The 18,734-nt window shown below is 67.6% G+C and carries 17 protein-coding genes and 1 pseudogene; 8 read left to right on the top strand and 10 right to left on the bottom strand.

The annotated features are described in order from the left end of the window. Window positions 1-88 precede the first annotated feature (88 nt). From AC1DGD_RS17715 to AC1DGD_RS17705, 3 genes are all read left to right on the top strand, one after another. Window positions 89-4,945, top strand: a complete 4,857-nt coding sequence (locus AC1DGD_RS17715) for an NAD-glutamate dehydrogenase (RefSeq protein ID WP_476857690.1) — start codon at window positions 89-91, stop codon at window positions 4,943-4,945. Between the two features lie 160 nt (window positions 4,946-5,105). After that, on the top strand, window positions 5,106-5,609 hold the full coding sequence (locus AC1DGD_RS17710; RefSeq protein ID WP_043436378.1) for a GNAT family N-acetyltransferase: 504 nt from the start codon (window positions 5,106-5,108) through the stop codon (window positions 5,607-5,609). Between the two features lie 70 nt (window positions 5,610-5,679). Continuing rightward, a complete protein-coding gene (locus AC1DGD_RS17705) occupies window positions 5,680-6,114 on the top strand; it encodes an acyl-CoA thioesterase (protein WP_079555099.1) in 435 nt (144 codons plus the stop codon). Here the strand turns inward: AC1DGD_RS17705 and AC1DGD_RS17700 are convergent. The 4 genes from AC1DGD_RS17700 to AC1DGD_RS17685 form a co-directional block, all read right to left on the bottom strand. Further along, window positions 6,053-7,105, bottom strand: coding sequence for an FAD-dependent monooxygenase (locus AC1DGD_RS17700; RefSeq protein ID WP_476857716.1), 1,053 nt, complete (start codon window positions 7,103-7,105; stop codon window positions 6,053-6,055). The genes AC1DGD_RS17705 and AC1DGD_RS17700 overlap by 62 nt on opposite strands. Window positions 7,106-7,149: 44 nt before the next feature. Further along, entirely contained in the window at window positions 7,150-7,542 is a 393-nt protein-coding gene (locus AC1DGD_RS17695; RefSeq protein WP_230008143.1) for a nuclear transport factor 2 family protein, read from the bottom strand. Between the two features lie 109 nt (window positions 7,543-7,651). Continuing rightward, a complete protein-coding gene (locus AC1DGD_RS17690; protein ID WP_476857689.1) occupies window positions 7,652-8,842 on the bottom strand; it encodes a 4-hydroxybenzoate 3-monooxygenase in 1,191 nt (396 codons plus the stop codon). Window positions 8,843-8,935: 93 nt separating this feature from the next. Beyond that, entirely contained in the window at window positions 8,936-9,715 is a 780-nt protein-coding gene (locus AC1DGD_RS17685; protein ID WP_476857688.1) for an IclR family transcriptional regulator, read from the bottom strand. A gap of 133 nt (window positions 9,716-9,848) precedes the next feature. On the opposite strand from AC1DGD_RS17685, the gene AC1DGD_RS17680 reads away from it, so the two are divergent. Further along, the gene (locus tag AC1DGD_RS17680; protein ID WP_476857687.1) at window positions 9,849-11,150 is read left to right on the top strand and encodes an MFS transporter; all 1,302 of its coding nucleotides are present in this window, start codon (window positions 9,849-9,851) and stop codon (window positions 11,148-11,150) included. A gap of 13 nt (window positions 11,151-11,163) precedes the next feature. Here AC1DGD_RS17680 and AC1DGD_RS17675 read toward each other — a convergent pair whose 3' ends face one another. Continuing rightward, window positions 11,164-12,246, bottom strand: a complete 1,083-nt coding sequence (locus AC1DGD_RS17675) for an FUSC family protein (protein WP_476857686.1) — start codon at window positions 12,244-12,246, stop codon at window positions 11,164-11,166. A gap of 243 nt (window positions 12,247-12,489) precedes the next feature. On the opposite strand from AC1DGD_RS17675, the gene mscL reads away from it, so the two are divergent. The 3 genes from mscL to AC1DGD_RS17660 all read left to right on the top strand — a co-directional run bounded on the left by mscL (window position 12,490) and on the right by AC1DGD_RS17660 (window position 14,680). After that, window positions 12,490-13,020 carry a large conductance mechanosensitive channel protein MscL gene (gene mscL / locus AC1DGD_RS17670; RefSeq protein WP_476857685.1) on the top strand — a complete coding sequence of 177 codons (531 nt, stop codon included), beginning with the start codon at window positions 12,490-12,492 and terminating at the stop codon, window positions 13,018-13,020. Between the two features lie 94 nt (window positions 13,021-13,114). Next, complete coding sequence (locus AC1DGD_RS17665; protein WP_476857684.1) at window positions 13,115-13,708, top strand: DinB family protein; 594 nt, start codon at window positions 13,115-13,117, stop codon at window positions 13,706-13,708. A 90-nt stretch (window positions 13,709-13,798) separates the two neighbouring features. Further along, window positions 13,799-14,680, top strand: a complete 882-nt coding sequence (locus AC1DGD_RS17660; protein WP_476857683.1) for an ACT domain-containing protein — start codon at window positions 13,799-13,801, stop codon at window positions 14,678-14,680. A gap of 63 nt (window positions 14,681-14,743) precedes the next feature. Here AC1DGD_RS17660 and AC1DGD_RS17655 read toward each other — a convergent pair whose 3' ends face one another. Further along, a complete protein-coding gene (locus AC1DGD_RS17655; RefSeq protein WP_476857682.1) occupies window positions 14,744-15,703 on the bottom strand; it encodes a diacylglycerol/lipid kinase family protein in 960 nt (319 codons plus the stop codon). 172 nt (window positions 15,704-15,875) lie between these two features. Between AC1DGD_RS17655 and AC1DGD_RS17650 the strand changes: the two genes are divergently transcribed. Further along, a complete protein-coding gene (locus tag AC1DGD_RS17650) occupies window positions 15,876-16,112 on the top strand; it encodes a hypothetical protein (RefSeq protein WP_476851420.1) in 237 nt (78 codons plus the stop codon). Window positions 16,113-16,196: 84 nt separating this feature from the next. Here the strand turns inward: AC1DGD_RS17650 and AC1DGD_RS17645 are convergent, their stop codons facing one another. The 4 genes and pseudogenes from AC1DGD_RS17645 to AC1DGD_RS17630 form a co-directional block, all read right to left on the bottom strand. Further along, window positions 16,197-17,003, bottom strand: a complete 807-nt coding sequence (locus AC1DGD_RS17645; protein WP_079555075.1) for an IclR family transcriptional regulator domain-containing protein — start codon at window positions 17,001-17,003, stop codon at window positions 16,197-16,199. A gap of 62 nt (window positions 17,004-17,065) precedes the next feature. Next, on the bottom strand, window positions 17,066-17,773 hold the full coding sequence (locus AC1DGD_RS17640; RefSeq protein WP_230007404.1) for a 3-oxoacid CoA-transferase subunit B: 708 nt from the start codon (window positions 17,771-17,773) through the stop codon (window positions 17,066-17,068). A 1-nt stretch (window position 17,774) separates the two neighbouring features. Next, window positions 17,775-18,434 (bottom strand): 3-oxoacid CoA-transferase subunit A, encoded by a 660-nt coding sequence (locus AC1DGD_RS17635; RefSeq protein ID WP_476851417.1) that lies wholly within the window; start codon window positions 18,432-18,434, stop codon window positions 17,775-17,777. 18 nt (window positions 18,435-18,452) lie between these two features. Next, window positions 18,453-18,734 (bottom strand): annotated as a pseudogene (locus AC1DGD_RS17630) (3-oxoadipyl-CoA thiolase); the annotation flags it as partial.

The following is an 18,734-nucleotide window of genomic DNA, read 5'->3' as shown; positions in this document are numbered from 1 at the left end:
GGGAACGCGGCGATGATGAAGACAGGCGTGGGGACAGGATGGTCGGCCGCGGCATGCGGTTGAGCCCGCGCAGTGGAGGCGCAGGGGCATGTCACGCAAATCGGTACACCCGGGGCATGCGCCCGGCCACGTTTTCCCCGGCTTCGATGACCAGTTCCTCGCGGCGTACTACGAACACGCTGCGCCGGAGGACCTCCAAGGCTACAGTCCCGAAAACCTGGAGCAGCGCGCCAGGCACCATGCGGAACTAGCGGACGGCCGTCCGGCAGGCACGGCGGCCGTCGACATCCTGAACGAAAGCGACGCCAGCGTCCTGCTGGTGGTTGCCGACGCCATTCCGCACCTGATCCATTCGCTTACTGCGGAGCTGGCCCGCCAAAACGAGTCCATTCGGTTACTGGTGCATCCCAATTTTCTGGTGCGGCGGGATCCGCGGACTGATCGGTTGGTGGAAGTACGGCATGGGTCCTCGCAGTCCGGACCGACGGGCCCAATTGCTGGCGTCCCGGGCGCCGCGGCGGCCGGCACCGTTCAGGACCCGCCGGGGTGGAGATCCGAAACGTGGGTGGCGGCAGAGATAGGCCGCCTGCCGGGGTCACGGGCCACTGTGGAGCTCACCGCCAACGTGCGGCGTGTCCTGGCGGACGTCCAGTTGGTCGCTGATGACACCCCAGCCATCCACGCCCGTCTCGCCCGCACCATCAACTCCCTGGACCTGCTGCCCGCCGGCACAGTTCCGGCTCCGGAGCAGCTCGGTGAGCTCCTGGGCTGGCTGGACCGCGGCAACTTCATGTTTCTGGGATACAGCGAATATCAGTACTCGACGGCGGAGGGCCCGGATGTTGTGTCGTTGCTGCCCGGCGCGGGGCTGGGCCTGCTCAGGGACGGGCGGCCGGAGGCCCGCCAGCCTGTTACGGGGCTGCCCCATTCGCAGGTCCTCACCATCTCCATTTCGGATCTGAGATCATCCGTCCCCCGCCCGGCTTACTTGGATGAAATCCTCGTCCGGACCTTCGGCAGCGCCGGGAAGGCCACGGGAGAAGTCAGGTTTGTGGGCCTTTTCGCCCCGGGCGCCACGGGCCGGTCCGTGCGGCGCATCCCGGTCATCCGGGACAAGGTACGCGCCATCCAGGAGCGTTTCGGCTTCACCGAGGCCTCCCACCCTGGCAAGCAGCTCCTCACCGTCCTCGAGTCCTTCCCCCTGGACGAGCTGTTCCACCGGGACCTGGATGAACTTTCCGGGCTTGCCCGAGAGATTCTGCGCCTGCAGGCCCACCACCAGACACGGGTGTTCCTGCGCGCTGACAGCTACGGGCGCTTCATGACCGCGCTGGTGTTCCTCCCCCGGCCCAGGTACAGCACGGCCGTCCGCCTCCGGATTGAACACGAGCTTAAACAGGCTTTCGGGTCCTCCTCGCTCGAGTTCGAAGTCAGGCTTAGTGAATCCCCGATGGCCCGCGTGTTCTTCCGGATACTGTTGCCCGCCGGCGGGATGCCCGACGTCGATCCCGCTGAAGTGGAGCGGAGCATTGTCAGCGCAACGCGGACCTGGGCCCAGGGCCTGGACGAAGCGCTCCGTGACAGGTTGCCGTCGGCGGAGGCCAGCCGGTTGTCGGCGCTGTGGTCCGCCGCCTTCCCGGCCAGCTACCGGGCTGATTTCGAGGTCGAGGACGCGGTCGAGGACATCAATACGTTCGAGCGGTTCGATCTCGACGGCACGGGCGGGCGACCGCTGAACGATCCTCAGCTGGCCGTTTATGTCCGCACCGACGCCTCCCCGACGCTGGCCGAAGACGCACGGATCCGGCTTTACCTGACCACCGCCCACAGCCTGACGCGGATCCTGCCGTTCTTCCACAACCTCGGACTGGAGGTGCTGAACCAACGGCCCTTCGATGTGGTGCGCGGGAGGGACCGGGCCTTGTTCCTCTATGACCTTGGCGTCCGCTACCCGGCCGGCGTGGATCCGTCCCGCACCAGCGGGCTGCTGGGGGATGCCTTCGGAGCTGCCATGCGTGGGGACTCAGAATCGGACCGCTTTGACGGCCTCGTCCTCCGGGAGGGCATCGAATGGCGCCAGGCGGCAATCCTGCGCAGCTATGCCAAGTACCTGCAGCAATTGGGCACAACGACCTCCTACGGCTTCATGGCCGATACCCTGCTGGTCAATGTCCGGGCAACCCACGCGCTCCTGGCATTGTTCAGGGCCAAGTTCGATCCCGAGCTGGAGGCGGCACGCCGGTTCGGGGACACCGACGCGGCTCGGAAGGATCTGCTGGCCGCGATCGACGACATTCCCGTCCTCGACGCCGACCGGCTGCTGCGCACCTTCATGAACCTGGTGGAATCCACGCTCCGTACTAACTACTTCCAGGCGAAGCCCCACCTGAGTTTCAAACTGAACCCTTCCGCGATCGCGGGTGCCCCGCTTCCCCGTCCCAAATACGAAATCTGGGTGTACTCGCCCCGCGTGGAAGGCGTCCACCTGCGCTTCGGGGCACTGGCCAGGGGCGGGCTGCGCTGGTCCGACCGGAGCGAGGATTTCCGCACCGAGGTCCTTGGCCTGGTCAAGGCGCAGAACGTGAAGAACTCGGTGATAGTGCCAACCGGCGCTAAGGGCGGTTTCTATCCCAAACAGTTGCCGGACCCGGCCATGGACCGCGACGCCTGGCTGACGGAGGGCCTGGAATGCTACCGGACCTTCGTCCGCGGGCTGCTGGACATCACCGACAACCTGGTCACCACCGCCCACGGCGAAACAGTGGTGCCTCCGGCGCGAGTGGTGCGGCACGACGTCGACGACTATTACCTCGTGGTGGCGGCGGACAAGGGAACAGCGTCATTTTCCGACGCTGCGAACGCGGTGGCAGCGGAGTACGGCTTCTGGCTGGGCGATGCCTTCGCGTCCGGCGGGACCGTGGGCTATGACCATAAGCAGATGGGCATCACGGCCCGCGGGGCCTGGGAATCGGTGAAACAGCATTTCCGCGAACTCGGGATGGACTGCCAGGCAGAGGACTTCACAGTTGCCGGCATCGGCGATATGGGCGGCGACGTCTTTGGGAACGGGATGCTCCTCTCCCGCCACATCCGGCTGGTGGCGGCTTTCGATCACCGCCACATCTTTCTTGACCCGGCGCCGGATGCGGGGGCCTCGTTCGAGGAACGGCGGCGGCTCTTTGCCCTCCCCCGCTCATCTTGGGCGGACTACGATCCAGCACTGATCAGCGAGGGCGGTGGTGTCCATTCCCGCCGGGCCAAGTCCATCGGCATCACTGAACAGGTCAGGAGCTCTCTGGGCCTGGAACCGGGCACCGTGTCCCTGCCGCCACACGCTCTGCTTCAGGCCATCCTCCGGGCGCCCGTGGACCTGCTGTACAACGGCGGCATCGGAACTTACATCAAGGCCTCATCAGAGGCCAACACCGGGGTTGGCGACAAGGCGAACGACCCCGTCAGGGTCAACGGCAATGAGGTGCGGGCGAAGATCATCGCCGAGGGCGGGAACCTCGGAATCACGCAGCTCGGGCGGATCGAGGCCGCCCTGTCCGGCGTCCTGCTCAATACCGACGCCATCGATAATTCAGCCGGCGTGGACTGCTCTGATCATGAAGTAAACATCAAGATCTTCGTGGACCGGATGATCGCGGCGGGAAAGATGCCGTCGCCGGAACGTGCCGGCTTCCTGCATTCCCTCACGGACGAGGTGGCCCGCCTTGTGCTGGCCAACAACGCGGACCAGAATGTCCTGCTCTTCAACGACCGGCACCTGGTGCGGGAATGGAGCCCGGGCTTCGAACGGACCATGGACTGGCTCGAGAACGCAACGGACCTTGACCGCAAGCTGGAGGGCCTGCCAAGCAACGAACAACTCAGGGAACGGCTGCGGTCAGGTGAGGGCCTGACCGCGCCGGAACTGTCGGTGCTGGCCGCCTACGCAAAGATCGAACTGGCAGCGGAGCTCAACGCCAGTGACCTTGCCGATGACCCGTGGTTCCGGCGCGTGCTCCGCGGCTATTTTCCACGCCAGCTGTCCGAACGCTTTGAAGCAGAGCTGGCGGACCACCCGCTGCGCCGCCAGATCGTGTGCACAGTGGTGGCCAACGACATGATCAATCTCGGCGGAATCACCTTCGCCTTCCGTGCCATCGAGGAAACCACTGCCACCGCCGCCGCCGTTGCCAGGGCCTTTGTGGTGGCGCGCGAGGCCTACGACCTGCCGTGGATCGTCACCCGGCTGGCCGCACTCCCCGCCGGATATCCCACCGAACACGTCGCCGAGGCGACGCTGCACATGCGCCGGATCCTCGACCGGGCCACGCGATGGTACGTGACGCATGACCATCGCGACCAGCCCGTGGCCGCGGCCGTGGACAGGATCATGCCCACCCTGGAACTGCTGCGGACCCGAACATTGGACTACCTCCGCGGCTCCGACCTGGACCGCGTGGAAGACAGAGTCGCGCACTGGGCCGCCGTGGGGATGCCCCGGGAGTTGGGCCTGCGCGCCTCGGACCTGTTGGAGAGTTTCGGGTTGCTGGACATCTCCCTGATCTCCGAGCAGGTGCGCGAACCCATCCCCACTATTGCTGACCTGTACTACGCGGTGTTCCAGCGCATCGGTGCCGCGAACCTGCTGCTCAGCATCACCGACCTGCCCCGGCAGAGCCGCTGGGAGTCTCTCGCGCGGGCAGCCCTGCGCGACGATGTGTATTCCGCCGTAGCCGACATGACCGTCTCGGTAATGGCGACAACCCAGGGCCTGAATGCCACCGACGCCGGCACGTCCGATGCCGTGGAGCGCATCGTGGCCTGGGAACGCGGGCACCAGGAGCAGCTGGCACGGATCAAGGACACCTTCGCGGAAGTGACCAAACCGGGCCAAGTGGATATCGCCTCGATCTCCGTGGCGCTGAAACTCCTGCGGACACTGGTGCGCCGCTAGGCTGTGGCCGTCGCCACGGCGACCCGGAAAGTCGAGCCGGAAGCCGCAACTGCACTGCCATCCGCCCACAGTTCTCGCGACGCTTACCGGCAGGAAACACAGCCGAAACCGCTGGTGCCTAGCCTTGGACTGCATAACACTTCGGCGAATCGAGGCAGTGATGCAGACCAACCCGCGGCTCAACATCCGTCAGGTCACTTGGGCGAACCCCGTCGGCGCGGACCTGAGGGCAGCCCAGCAGGCGGAACTCGAGGCCCGCTTCGGCCGGCCCGACCACGAACCCGGCCCGCCGCCGTCGGAAGCGGACACGGCGGTGTTCCTGGTGGCGCACGACAAAGCCTCAGGCCAGCCGGTGGGCTGCGGCGGCCTTCGCATGCTGGACGCCACCACCGCTGAAATCAAACGCCTCTACGTACTGCCCTACACCCGTGGCTCAGGAGTGGCGAGCTCCATCCTCGCGGCCCTCGAAGCCCACGCCCACGCGCTGGGAATCACCACCCTGACTGCGGAGGCCGGCTCGGTGCAGACCGACGGCCGGCAGTTCTACGAGAACTCGGGCTTCGTTTCCGTGCCGAACTTTGGGCCTTATGTCGGCCTGGTGCACTCGTACTGCTACGCGAAGCCGATCGATTCGCACAGCGCCGCGCACACCGCCATGGCGTGAGGCCGCGCGCCTCCCCGGGCCGGCTGCGTCACACAACGCCGCCGGTCACGGAGTCGGCTAACCTCGCACTATGGAATCGGCCGACATCACCTTCCGTACCCGCAAATGGGTGCGGCCCGAGGACCTCAACGCCAACGGCACCCTGTTCGGCGGGAGCCTGCTGAAGTGGATCGACGAGGAGGCGGCCATCTACGCCATCCTGCAGCTGGGCAACGGCCGGGCCGTCACCAAATACATCTCCGAAATCAACTTTGTCAGCTCCGCGGTCCAGGGCGACCTGATCGAAATGGGCCTGACCGCGACCCGTTTCGGCCGGACATCGCTGACCATGCGGGCCGAAGTCCGGAACATGATCACGCGCCGCAGCATCCTCACCATTGATGAGATCGTCTTCGTGAACCTGAGCCCGTCCGGCAAGCCAGAGCCGCACGGCTATACCGAGATCACCTACGACCGGGACCGGATTCCAACGCACCATCTGACCGAGACCCTGGACCAGGACTAGCCAAGCCCAGCAGCGCGTCCCGCACAGGCTGGCCCCGCTCCGCCAGGGCCAGCCGCATCACGGCCGACGACGCCCACCGCAACGCCTGCGTGCGGAGGTGGCGCGCCCGGTTGTAGGCGCCCAGCGCCTCGTCCACGGGCCGGGTATTGAGCAGCGCCGCGAGGGTCACGGCATCGAGCAGCGCCTCGCAGGCACCCCGGCCAAGGTTGGGTGTCATCGCGTGGGCGGCATCCCCGAGCAGTGCCACCCGGGCGCGGACATAGCTGCCAAGCGGCGGCGTCGTCCAGATCCGCTGCACCAGGGTTGTTTCCGGTTCCGCAGCGGCCAGGACGTCGCGGATGCCCGGGGCGTAGCCTGCGTAGCGGGCGCGGGTTTCCGCCAGGACCGCGGCGACGTCGAGGCTTCCGTGTCCCGCCCCGGAGCGGAACGCCGCGTACCAGTTGGTCCCGGCCGCCGCGGGACCAATCCCGAAGAGCTGCCCGCGGCCCCAGTATTCGCCCGTGTGCCCCCGCCACAGCGATCCGGGAACCACGCCGCGGACCGCGAGGTAGCGGGTGTACCGGGCACCGGAGCGGGCACCCCAGCAGCTGCGGCGCACCGCGCTGTGGACACCGTCAGCGCCCACCACGAGGCCGGCAGGACCGGGACGGACGACGTCGAGGCGGCCGGACACCCGGCGCACGCTGGCCGGGACTGCACCGTCGAGGAGCCGGACGAGATCAACCCGGGAGACGCCGATCAGCCCCGTCGCCTGCGCTGATGTCCATGCCCTGCCGGAGGCCGCCCGGACGGTCATGCCGTCGATCACCGGGCTGGCCTTCCTGACGGCGTCCAGGATGCCCAAATCGCCGAGGGCGCGCTGGGCCGCGGGCCACATGGCCAAGGATGTCCCCACGGTCGGGAGCCCGCACCGCTGTTCTGTGACCGTGACCTCGAAACGCGCGGGATCCAGCCGGGCTGCAAGAGCCAGCCCGGCGATGCCGCCGCCGATGATGGAAACAGCCTGCGGGCGGGGCCGATCAGGCGGTTGTTCGGTCAGGTCCAGAAGTCGTCTGCCTTGGCCGTGTCCTCGAAGAACTCCCGCCCTTCCGCGATCTGTCCGTCGCGAACCACGAACGTGATGACGGTAGGCATGTCCAGGGTTTTGCCGTTGGCTTCCCCGTGGGTTTGCTGGATCGCGACCGTGTGGTTTTCCCCGCCGACGATGTCCTCGACGTTGGCTTGGAAGTGACCTTGGGTGCGCGCGCCCAGTTCACCGAAGTACGCCAGAATCGCGTCGCGGCCCTGTTTGGTTCCGGATAGCACGCCGCTTCCGGCAACGTGCCAGACTGCGTCCTCCGCGAACAGGTCGCTGAGGGTCGCCATATCCCCTGCGTTGAAGGCCGTGTAACCCCGCCGTACCAGTTCAACATTCTCTTCGGTTCCCATGATCGGACACCTCTCCATCGTCCTTGTCGGGTCGTGCTGGGACGGTTCAAGGCTAGTCCTGGCCCCGGTGCCTGTCGACGGAAAATATGAGCCCCGCCGGGCCGCCGGTCTAGCGGGCCCCCGGCCAGCCGGTGTAGGCCTCCGCGAGGTAGGCGCTGCCGTGGCGGGAGGACACCACGGACTGGAGCTCGCCCAGCTGGCGGGCGCGGGAGAAATCATCGGCGCCGGCCGGGGTGTGCAGCATTGAAGTCATCCAGTAGGAGAACTGCTGGGCCTTCCACACCCTGTTCAGGGCGCGGTCGCTGTAGGCGTCCAGGAGCGCGGCGGAGCCGGTGGCGTAGAAGCTGTCGAATCCCTCGAAGAGGACCTTGACGTCATGCAGCGCCAGGTTCAGGCCCTTGGCCCCGGTGGGCGGCACCGTGTGCGCGGCGTCTCCGGCGAGGAACAGGTTGCCGTGCCGCATGGGGGCGTGGACGAAGCTGCGGAATTTCAGGACCGTCTTGTCGATCACGGGCCCTTCCTTGACCTCGAATCCGTTGCCGTTGACGCGGCTGCGGAAGGCCTCCCAGATGCGGTCCTCATCCCAGTTGTTGACGTCCTCGTTGGGGTCGCACTGGAAGTACATCCGCTGGACCGTCTCCGTGCGCTGGCTGATCAGGGCGAAGCCGTTCTCCGAGTTGGCGTAGATCAGCTCGTCGGAGCTGCGCGGCGCCTCGGCCAGGATGCCGAACCAGGCGAAGGGGTACTCGTGGAAGTACCACTTGCGGTGCGCCTCGGGAATCTGGAACCGGCAGTGGCTGCGCGAGCCGTCCGCGCCGGCGATGAAGTCGGCCTGGAGCTCGTACTCGACGCCGTCCGCGTCCGTGAACCAGACCTTGGGCTTGGCTTCGATGTCGTGGATGGTGGTGTCCGTGACGCCGTAGCGGACATCGCCACCGTCGGCCTTCCGGCGTGCGGCGAGGTCCAGGAACACGTCCGTCTGCGGGTACAGCCACACCGATTCCCCGACGAGGTCCTGGAAGTCGATCCGGTGGCTTTCGCCGTTGAAACGCAGTTCGATTCCGTCGTGCCGGTCGCCGTCACGCAGCACGCGGTCGGAGACACCGCTGTCGACGAGCATGTTGACCGAGCCGTGCTCAAGGATGCCGGCACGGACCGTCTCGGAGATCTCCTGGTGGCTGCGGATCTCCAGCACGGTGGATTCGATGCCGGCCTTGGCCAGCAGGTGGGACAGCATGAGTCCGGCCGGGCCGGCCCCGATGATGGCTACCTGGGTGGTGATGACTTTTCGCTGTGCCATGTGAGTCTCGCTTCGTTGCGGGGTCCGGGCGGTCGGGGCCGGGGCCGTTTTCGTCTTCCGGCTAACAGTGTGCTCCCCCGGGGGTGATGCGCGTTACATGGATTCCGCTGAATGGAATACTGGATTCTCGCGGGGTTCTCCCAGCCGCCGTCCGATCCCCCGCGCCGCCGTCTGGAGGGCGGGAACAAGCGCCTGCAGGCGCACCTCGCGAAGGGGAACAACGACGCCGAGGGCCGCCACAGCGTGCTTCCTGCGGTCCAGCACCGGAACCGCGATCCCCCACGTGTCAGGGTCCACGACGCCGGCCAGCTGGGCATAGCCCCGGTGGGCGGCCTCGCCAAGGAGGGCGCGGAGATCCTCCAGTGCCAGCCGGCCGGTCGGATCACTGAATCCCTCGAGGTACTCGGCCTGGACGGGGCGGGGCTGGTTGGCCATGAGCACCAGCCCGGCGGAGGACACGTGCACGGGCATCCGGCCGGCCACCTGCGCCCGGTTGGCGACGGAGCCGCGGCGGGACAGCCGCTCCACAAAGAGCGCTTCCTGCCCGTCCAGCACGGCGAGGTTCACGTTTTGATGCAGCACCTGCTGGATGTCCTCCATGAAGGGCAGGGCTGCCTGGCGGAGTTCGAGCGTGGGGGAATTGCGGTTGGCGAGCTCCCAGAGCCGCAGGCCCAGGCTGACGGAGCCGCCGGGGCCGACGTCGAGCAGGCCATGCCCGGCCAACTGCCGGACGAGCCTGTGCGCGGTGGTCAGGGGGAGCTCCGCCCTCGCGGCAAGCTCCGAGAGCGGCAGCGCCGTGACGCCTTCAGGGAACGCGGCAATCAACCGCAGGACCCGGTCCACCACCGAGTCGCCGGAGTTCGAGTTGGCCACCAGATCCCTTCCGTTGAATGGTTTTAAGTGTCCCATGCAACACGGTGCGGTGATAGAACTCTCACAATGGAAAGAGGCCCGGCGAACGCCGGCCGGGGCACGGAATCACCTAAACACTAGCGCTGGGGTAACAATGTCAACGTCGTCATTGGACAAGTCGTCGTCATCGGGGGAGAAATCACGGTGGCCCGTGTGGCTCTGCTGGCTGGCCATGGTGCTGGACGGCTTTGACCTGGTGGTGCTCGGCACGGTCATCCCGACCCTCATCAAGTCGCAGGAACTTGGCTTCGACGCCGTTGGGGCGACGTTCGCGGCAACCGTCTCCCTGGTGGGTGTGGGGCTCGGCGCGCTCTTCATCGCCCCGCTCTCGGACCGCTTTGGCCGGCGGAACCTGCTGGTGGCCTGTGTGGCGTGGTTCTCCCTCTTTACGATCGCCGTCGTCTTCGCACCCAACGTTGCGTGGTTCAGCACGTTCCGGCTGCTGGCGGGCCTCGGCCTGGGCGCCTGCCTGCCCGCCGCGCTGGCGTACATGAACGACTACGCACCCGCCGGAACGGCCGGAAAGTCCACCACCCGGACCATGACCGGGTACCACGTCGGCGCCGTGGCCACCGCGTTCCTGGCCCTCATGGTCATTCCAAGCTGGCGGACCATGTTCGTGGCCGGCGGCCTGGCCGGCTTCGCCCTGGTCCCCTTCCTGTGGTTCAAGCTTCCGGAGACCCTCCCGCCGGTCCACCACATCCCCGCGGCCGCCAAGTCCCCGGCCGGCAGCCAGGCCCGCACACAGGCCGGGGCCGCGCCCGCGGAAGAACGCGCCAGCTTCCGGGATTTGGGCCGCAAGCCCTACCCGCTGATTGCGGCCGGTGTGGCCGTGGCGTCCTTCATGGGGTTGCTGCTGGTCTACGGCCTGAACACCTGGCTGCCGCAGCTCATGGCCTCCGCCGGTTACAGCCTGAACGCCGGCCTCGCCTTGCTCCTGGTCCTGAACGTGGGCGCCGTGGTGGGCCTGCTGATCGCCGGCGTCCTGGCCGACCGGCACGGGACCAAGAAGATCGTCCTGCTCTGGTTTGGCCTCTCCGCCGTGTTCCTGGCCGCGCTCAGCGTCCAGATCCAGAACGAAGTGGTGCTCTATGCCGCCGTCTTCGTCACCGGCGTGTTCGTCTTCAGCTCCCAGGTTCTGGTCTACGCCTGGGTCACCCAGCTCTTCCCCGTCCGCCTGCGCGGCACCGCTTTGGGCTTTGCCGCCGGCGTGGGCCGGCTGGGGGCAATTATGGGCCCGGCCGTCACCGGCGCGCTGGTGGCCGCCGGCATCGCCTACCCGTGGGGCTTCTATGTTTTCGCCGCGGCCGCCGTCCTGGCGGTGCTCGCCCTCGCCTTTGTCCCGCAAACCGTTCCGGCAGTGTCCCGCGCCGGCGCCAGCGTCGGGCACTCGTAGCCGTCAGTCGCGCCTAGGAGAAGCGCTCCGGGGTCCGCGCCTCGCGGCGGCCCCTGAGTTTGCGCCACGCGCCGGGCGCCAGCACGACGGCGATGCCGACGGCGGCGCCGATGATGGTCTCGACGATTCTGTCGCGGAGCAGGAGGCCGGGCGGCACGGGCGCCACGAGAAGCGTCGAGGTCAGGGCCAGCGGCGTGACGAAAACCTGCGCCAGCATGTACTGGCGGGCGATGAACATCTCGGCGCCGAACTGGCACGCGGCAATGACCAGCACCGTCTGCCAGGGCGTCGGCTGCAGGAGCAGGATGCCGGCGAGCAGCACCAGCCCCAGGGCTGTGCCCGCGATTCGCTGCAGGCCGCGGCTGACGCGGTGCCGGGTTGTGTGGCCCACCAGCGGAACGACGGCGGCCACCATCGCCCAGTAGTTGTGGCCAATGCCCAGCCATTCCCCGGCCAGGGTTCCCAGCGTTCCCGCCAAGCCTGCCGCCACGAGGTAGCCCCAGCTTTCATGCCACGCGGTGCGTGTCTCCCGCGGAGTGAGGGCCGCCGGTCTCGGATTCACCCACGGGGTCCGGTGGCTCCGGGCCACCCGCGAGGACAGGCCGAGCAGCAGGGAGAAAGCCACCGTGAGGACCGCCACCAGCATGGCCTGCCACAGCGGCGGCTGATTGGGGATTGACGCGATGGCCGCGAACGCGAAGATATGGAACAGCGAACCGGAGGGGCGCAGGCGCCACCACGCGACAACCAGGGAGCAGCCCCACGCGATCACGGTGGTGGCCACGACCAGGACCCAGGTGGTGCCTGCCGCCGACAGCCCGGCCAGGGTGTCCACCCGCGCGGTGAGGGCGGCCAGGAACATCACCAGCAGCATCAGCCCGCCGCCGCGGACCTGCAGGGTCAGACGCCTGGCGTGCGGCTCGTTGCGGCCGTAGATGCCGGTGAAGGCGCCGAAGGAAGCGAAGATTGCCAGATCCAGGCGGTCCAGCAGCACCAGCGTGATCAGCGGAACAAAGACTCCCACGGCGCAGCGGAAGGCAACCTGGTGGTCCTTGTTGCCCGGCGCGATGGTGAACATCTCGGCGAACACCTTCATAGCGCCGGCCTCACAGCGAAAAAGCTCTTCATGGGCGGGTTCTCACGCATTTGTTCATGAGTTCAGGCGCCTTTCGTTGCAGCCGGAGTGTTACGACGGCGGCGCTGGCATCCAAGAGGGAGTTTACGCCGGAACGGCGCGGCGGCGGCATCGGAATCCGTTGATCGGGATCGGCCGGCTGCACCGCGAAGTGGTAGCGTCTATCGGTTGAATCAAGCCCGCAACGCACACCGGAGGTTCCCCATGCTCAAAGGATTCAAGGATTTCATCCTGCGTGGCAACGTGATCGAACTGTCCATCGCCGTCGTGGTCGGCACCGCTTTCACCGCCCTGGTCAGCGCGTTCACCGCAAACATCGTCAACCCGATCCTGGCTGCCGCCGGCGGAGTCGAGACCCACGGCCTGGGCTTCTACGTCTGGCCTGGCAACGACAAGACCTTCGTCAACATCGGCGCCGTGGTGACGGCCTTCCTGACCTTCCTCATCACCGCCGCGGTGGTGTACTTCATTTTCGTGGCCCCCATGAACCGGATCAACCGAATGGTCAAGAACCGGCTCAAGGCAGCCGAGCCCGAGGAGAAACCGATCCCGGCCGACACCGCGCTGCTGGCCGAGATCCGCGACCTGCTGGCCAATCTGGCCGGCCCGGACTCCGCGGCCACCCGTGCCCGCGTCGGGGAACACCCGGACGGGGAACACCGGGACGGGGAGTACCCAGACGGGAAGGCACACTCGTCCGAGCCGGCCGGAACCGCAAGCCGAACTCACGTCTGACCCGTCCTTGCCGGGCCCTCTGGCGGGCGGCCGGACCCGGGTGCTTTGATGTAGGGGCCCCGCCGCGCGAGCCTGGCTGCCAAGGAGGAACACCATGCCGGACCTTAGTTGGAACCACGAGCTGGTGGACCAACTGGACTGGCATTTTGCCAATCAGGCCCGGCCGCGGCTGGAGGGCTTGACTGACCACGAGTACTTTTGGGAGCCGGTACCGGGCTGGAATGTCCGCCGCAAAGACGCCTCAACGCCGCCGGCCGCGCCGGGTTCGGGCGAATTCACCATAGATTTCAGCTACCCGGAGCCCGTTCCTGCTCCGGTGACAACCATTGCGTGGCGCCTGTGCCACATTCTGGTCGGCGTCCTCGGCGCACGCACGGCATGGCACTTTGGCGGCCCACCGTTGGACTACCAGAGCTTCGCCTACCCCGGCACCGCGGCCGGGGCACTGGCCCAGCTGGACGAGTACTACGGCCGGTGGGTCCACGGCGTGAAGGGCCTCCACGAATCGGGATTGGCGGCACCCTGCGGGCCGGCCGAGGGCCCGTACGCCGATGCCCCCATGGCAGCACTGGTCCTGCACATCAACCGTGAGATGATCCACCACCTGGCCGAGGTCGCCCTGCTCCGCGACCTTTACGCCCACCGCCACCTGCTCCAGCGCGGCCCGGAGGGTGGACCGGACCTGTAACAGCACGATCACTCGGCCTGGCCCGGTCCCGGCGCGAAACCGTCACCCGGCGGCAACCCGGCCGAAACAGCCGGCCGGAATCATGGGAGCATGACGCGCAACGCTACAGGCAAAAACCCTGCCAAAACCACCGGCAAAGCCCAGTCCCCGGCCACCTCCGAGTTGAGCTGCGAAGTGTGCGGCCAGATGCCCGAACCGACCAAGGCACGGCTGACCCTGGCCAATGTCGCCGTGATGCTCCCGATCGAACTGCTGGTGCACGCGGCGGTGGTGCAAACCCACCTGCCATACGTTGCCAAGGTCCTGGTGCTGACCATGACCGCGACCATCCTGGTGATCTGGGTGGCCGAACCCTCGGCGGCCCGGATGCTCAGGGGCTGGCTGCATGCCCCGGCCCTGCGGCACCGCAAACGGCTCGGCGCCGCACCCGCCCTGTGGCGGGCGCGGACCGTCCTGAAAGACAAGCCCGGGTCGCTGCAGAAACTGACGCAGGCCCTGGCCGGCCTGAACACGAACATCCTCAGCATTCATGTTCATCCCGTGGCCGGCGGTGTGCTGGACGAGTTTGTGCTCTCGGCCCCGGGCGAAGTCCGCGAAGCCGAGCTGCTCCGGGCGCTGCGGGCCGGCGGCGGAGCGGACCCGCACGTCTGGCCGACCACCGCCCTTGCCATGGCCGACGGGCAAACCGGCGCACTGAGCCTGGCCGCCCGGATCGCCGCCAGCCCGGAGGAGCTGCCGCTGGCGGTCGCGGAACTGCTGCGGGCACGGATCATCCCCGGAACGGCCGCCGGCATCACCGAGGGCCCGCCCTCCACGGGCGGTGACGGGACGGTCCTGAAAATCCCTACGGCGTGGCACGGGCCCATTACGTTTTCCCGGCCCGGCGAGCCGTTTACGCCAGCCGAGTCCGCCCGCGCACACCGTTTGGCCGAACTCGCGGAGATCCTGGCGCACCGGCCGGCGGCGCGTTAGCCGGCCCGGCTGGCCGGTGGCCCGGCTGGCCGGTGAAATAGCCGCCCGATGGTTGGCGCGGGGTCAGATGCCTGTCATCCGGATGGTGAGGGCATCCTGCTCGACCGTGACCTTGAGGTGCTTGGCCTTGCCGAGCGGGTCGCCGTCGAGCTGGAATTCCTGCTCGTGGGCGAGTTCGATCTCGGCTGACTTTCCGGCGAAATATTCCACCGACGCGTTCTTGGAGTTCCTCCGGCCGAAGACGCCGGCCAGCACATCCAGCCAGCCGAACCGGCCGATGGGGGCCAAAATCACGACGTCCAGGATGCCGTCGTCGATCTTGGCGTCGGGAAAGATCTCCACGCCACCCATGATCTTGCCGCAGTTACCCACCATCACGCTGCGGATGCGGCGCCGTACCGGGTGCTCACCGTCAATGCTGATTTTCGCCCTGATGGGCTTGCCCGGCAGGTGCCGGATGCCCGCCTCAACGTACGCGAGCCAGCCCACGCGGTCCTTGAGTTCGTCGACGGTGTTGGCCATGATGGCGGCGTCGTAGCCAAGTCCGGCCATCACCAGGAAGGTGGATTCCGTCTCGGCGTGGTCCAGCGTGGCCTTCACCACGTCCACCTTGGTGTCCGTGCCGCTCAGGACGTCGTAGCTGGCCGCCACGGGGTCGGTGATGTCGATGCCGAGATTGCGGGCCAGCAGGTTCCCGGTCCCCAGGGGCACCAGGCCCATCGGCGTTCCGGTGCCTGCGAGGACTTCCGCCACGCAGCGGACCGTTCCGTCGCCGCCTGCGGCGATCACAACGTCGACTCCGGCCTCCAGTGCCTCGCGGGCCTGGCCCAGCCCGGTGTCCTCCTTCGTGGTTTCCAGCCACAGCGGCTCCGCCCAGCCCTGGGTCTCGCACAGGCGGAAGAAGGAGGCGCGGAAGCTCTCACCGGGAGACTTCATGGGGTTGATAACCACGGCGGCGCGCCGGGACGCTGTATTGTCCCCGGTTTCCAGGGTCTCCGACGTCGCGGTGCTGTTCTCTGTCATGGCGTCCTTAGGGGCAATTCGGCGGAGGGTTCCCGAACTAAAATCCTAGCCGCAGTGCCCGCGTAACCTGCGCAGGGCCGGCGCGAATCGTGGACGCGCGCTCCGCAGGCTCACTAGACTGGGTTTCGTGATGTGCCGGAGGCTGCGCTCCGGACGCCGAAAGCGGGGGCAGATGACTGAAACAGAGAATTACTCAGCGACGGCAGAATCGTCCAGCGTCGATCCGCACGACTGGGGCCGGGCGATGGCGCTGGCGCTCACACGGCTGGCCGAGCAGATCGCGCCCGGAGGCAGCGAAGACATCCATGCCCTGCTGGTGGGCAGGGACCTGCACTTGAAAATCGGTGACGAACCCGGTGGCGTGACGATCACGGTTTCAACAGAGCCCATCCCGGATCCCGCTGCCTGACGGTTCTCTTTCCAGACGTACCCCTTCCCGGACGTACTTCTTTCCAGACGTACGCCTTCCCAGACGTCCCGTCTGAGACGCGGTTCACCGGCCCGAGGTCAGGTCCTCGGAGATAATTTCCGCCGTGGCCAGCGCCGCCTCACGCACGGCCTTGAGGTAGGCGTCCGGGTCGGGCTGCGCGGACACCGTCTGGGCCTGCAGCGAGACGTTGATGGCCGCCACCACTTTCGGCCCGTCGTGGACGGGCGCCGCGATGGACATCAGGCCCAGCTCCAGCTCCTGGTTCAGCAGGCACCAGCCCTGGGCGCGAACAGTATCCAGCTCCGCCAGGAGGGCGGCCCGCGTTCCGATGGCTCCGGGAGTGAGGGGCCGGATCTCGGCGGCCGCGAGGTACTCTTCCAGCTTCGCCGGCGGGAGGGCCGCGAGCAGCACCCTGCCCATGGAGGTGGCGTAGGCGGGGAAGCGGGTGCCCACCGTGATGCCGACCGTCATGATCCGCCGGGTGGACACCCGGGCGATGTAGGCGATGTCGGTGCCTTCGAGCACCGCGGCCGACGTCGACTCCCCCAGTTCGAGGGAGAGCTCTTCCAGGTGCGGCTGGGCGAGCTGCGGCAGGGAGAGCCCGGACAGGTAGGCGTAGCCGAGCTGCAGCACTTTGGCAGTCAGGGCGAAGATCTTGCCGTCCGTGCGGACATAGCCCAGCTCCGCGAGCGTGTGCAGGAACCGCCGGGCGGTGGCCCGGGTCAGCTCGGTCCGGGCCGCCACCTCGGTCAGCGTCATCTTGGGGTGTTCCGTGTCGAAGGCACGGATCACTGCGAGCCCGCGCGCCAGCGACTGCACGTACTGGTCGCTGGCCGCGGGCGCGCCGCCGCTCTTGGCTGGCTCAGTCATTTTCCGCCTCTCGGTCCCGCATCACTTTAGCGGTGCCCACAGCTTGTCCGGCCGCAGGCCCGTCAGCTTGGGTCCGCCGCCCGGAGCGGCATCGGGACCATGGCCTGGAGTTCCTCGAGCGTGCAGCCGAAGGTCTCCCGCACCTGGACGCCGTCGGGTCCGGTCAGGAAGACGGCCTTGTCGGTGTAGACGCGGGTCACGCAGCCGATCCCGGTGAGCGGGTACGTGCAGGTCTCCACGAGTTTGGACACGCCGTCGCGGGTCAGGAGCGTCATCATGACGAAGACGTCCTTGGCGCCGGTGGCGAGGTCCATGGCGCCGCCGACGGCGGGGATCGCGTCCGGGGCCCCGGTGTGCCAGTTGGCGAGGTCGCCGGTGGCGGAAACCTGGAAGGCGCCCAGGACGCAGATGTCCAGGTGTCCGCCGCGCATGATCGCGAAGGAGTCAGCGTGGTGGAAGTAGGACGCCCCCGGCAGTTCGGTCACGGGGATCTTCCCTGCGTTGATGAGGTCGCCGTCGATCTGGTCCCCGGTGGCCTCCGGGCCCATGCCGAGCATGCCGTTCTCGGTGTGGAGCGTAATGTTCTGCTCCGGCTCGAGGTAGTTCGAGACCAGGGTGGGCTGGCCGATGCCGAGGTTCACGAACGATCCGGGGACGATGTCGCGGGCCACGAGGCGCGCGAGATCGTCACGGCCCAGCGGCTTGCCGGACGTCTGGAGATCAGCCTGGTTGCCGGTCCGCAGACTCTGGTCATTGGTTGGGATGCTCATCTCAGGCCACCTTCACAATGCTGTTGACGTAGATGCCGGGGGTCACGATGTTTTCCGGGTCCAGGCCGCCGGTGGGGACGATCCCGGACACCTGGGCGATGGTGTGTTTCGCGGCGGCGGCCATGATGGGGCCGAAGTTCCGCGCGGTTTTACGGTAGACCAGATTGCCCCGGCCGTCCGCCGTGAGGGCCTTGATCAGGGCGACGTCGGCGTGGATGGGGGTCTCGAACACCTGCCACTTGCCGTCCAGGAAGCGGGTTTCTTTGCCTTCGGCGAGCATGGTGCCGTAGCCGGTGGGCGTGAAGAAACCGCCGATCCCGGCGCCGGCGGCACGGATCCGCTCGGCGAGGTTTCCCTGCGGGACCAGTTCGAGCTCAACCTCGCCGGCGCGGTACCTGGCGTCGAAATGCCAGGAGTCGGACTGCCGCGGGAAGGAGCAGATCATCTTCTTCACCCGGCCTTCCTTGATCAGCAGGGCCAGGCCCTGGTCGCCCTGGCCGGCGTTGTTGTTCACCACGGTCAGGCCGGTGGCGCCGCACTCCAGCAGCGCGTCGATGAGCTCGAACGGCTGCCCGGCGTTGCCGAAGCCGCCGATCATCACGGTGGAACCATCCTTGATGCCGGCGACGGCCTCGCCGACGGTGTCGATGAAATTCAGCATCTGTCTTAGCCCTGTCCTCTATGCCGCATCGCGGGAAGTTACGTTTTCGAGCACGACGGCGAGGCCCTGGCCGACGCCGATGCAGATCGCGGCGACGCCCCAGCGCTGCCCGGAGGCCTGCAGGGAACGGGCCAGGGTGCCGAGGATGCGGCCGCCGGAGGCGCCGAGCGGGTGGCCCATGGCGATCGCGCCGCCGTGCCGGTTCACGATTCCCGCGTCGATGTCCCAGGCGTTGATGCAGGCCAGGGACTGCGCGGCGAACGCCTCGTTCAGTTCGACGGCGCCGACCTGGTCCCAGCC

It is taken from the genome of Arthrobacter sp. 05T45 (assembly GCF_056395875.1).
The sequence above is the reverse complement of the archived record's forward strand: the minus strand, read 5'-3'. Positions and strand labels throughout refer to the sequence as shown.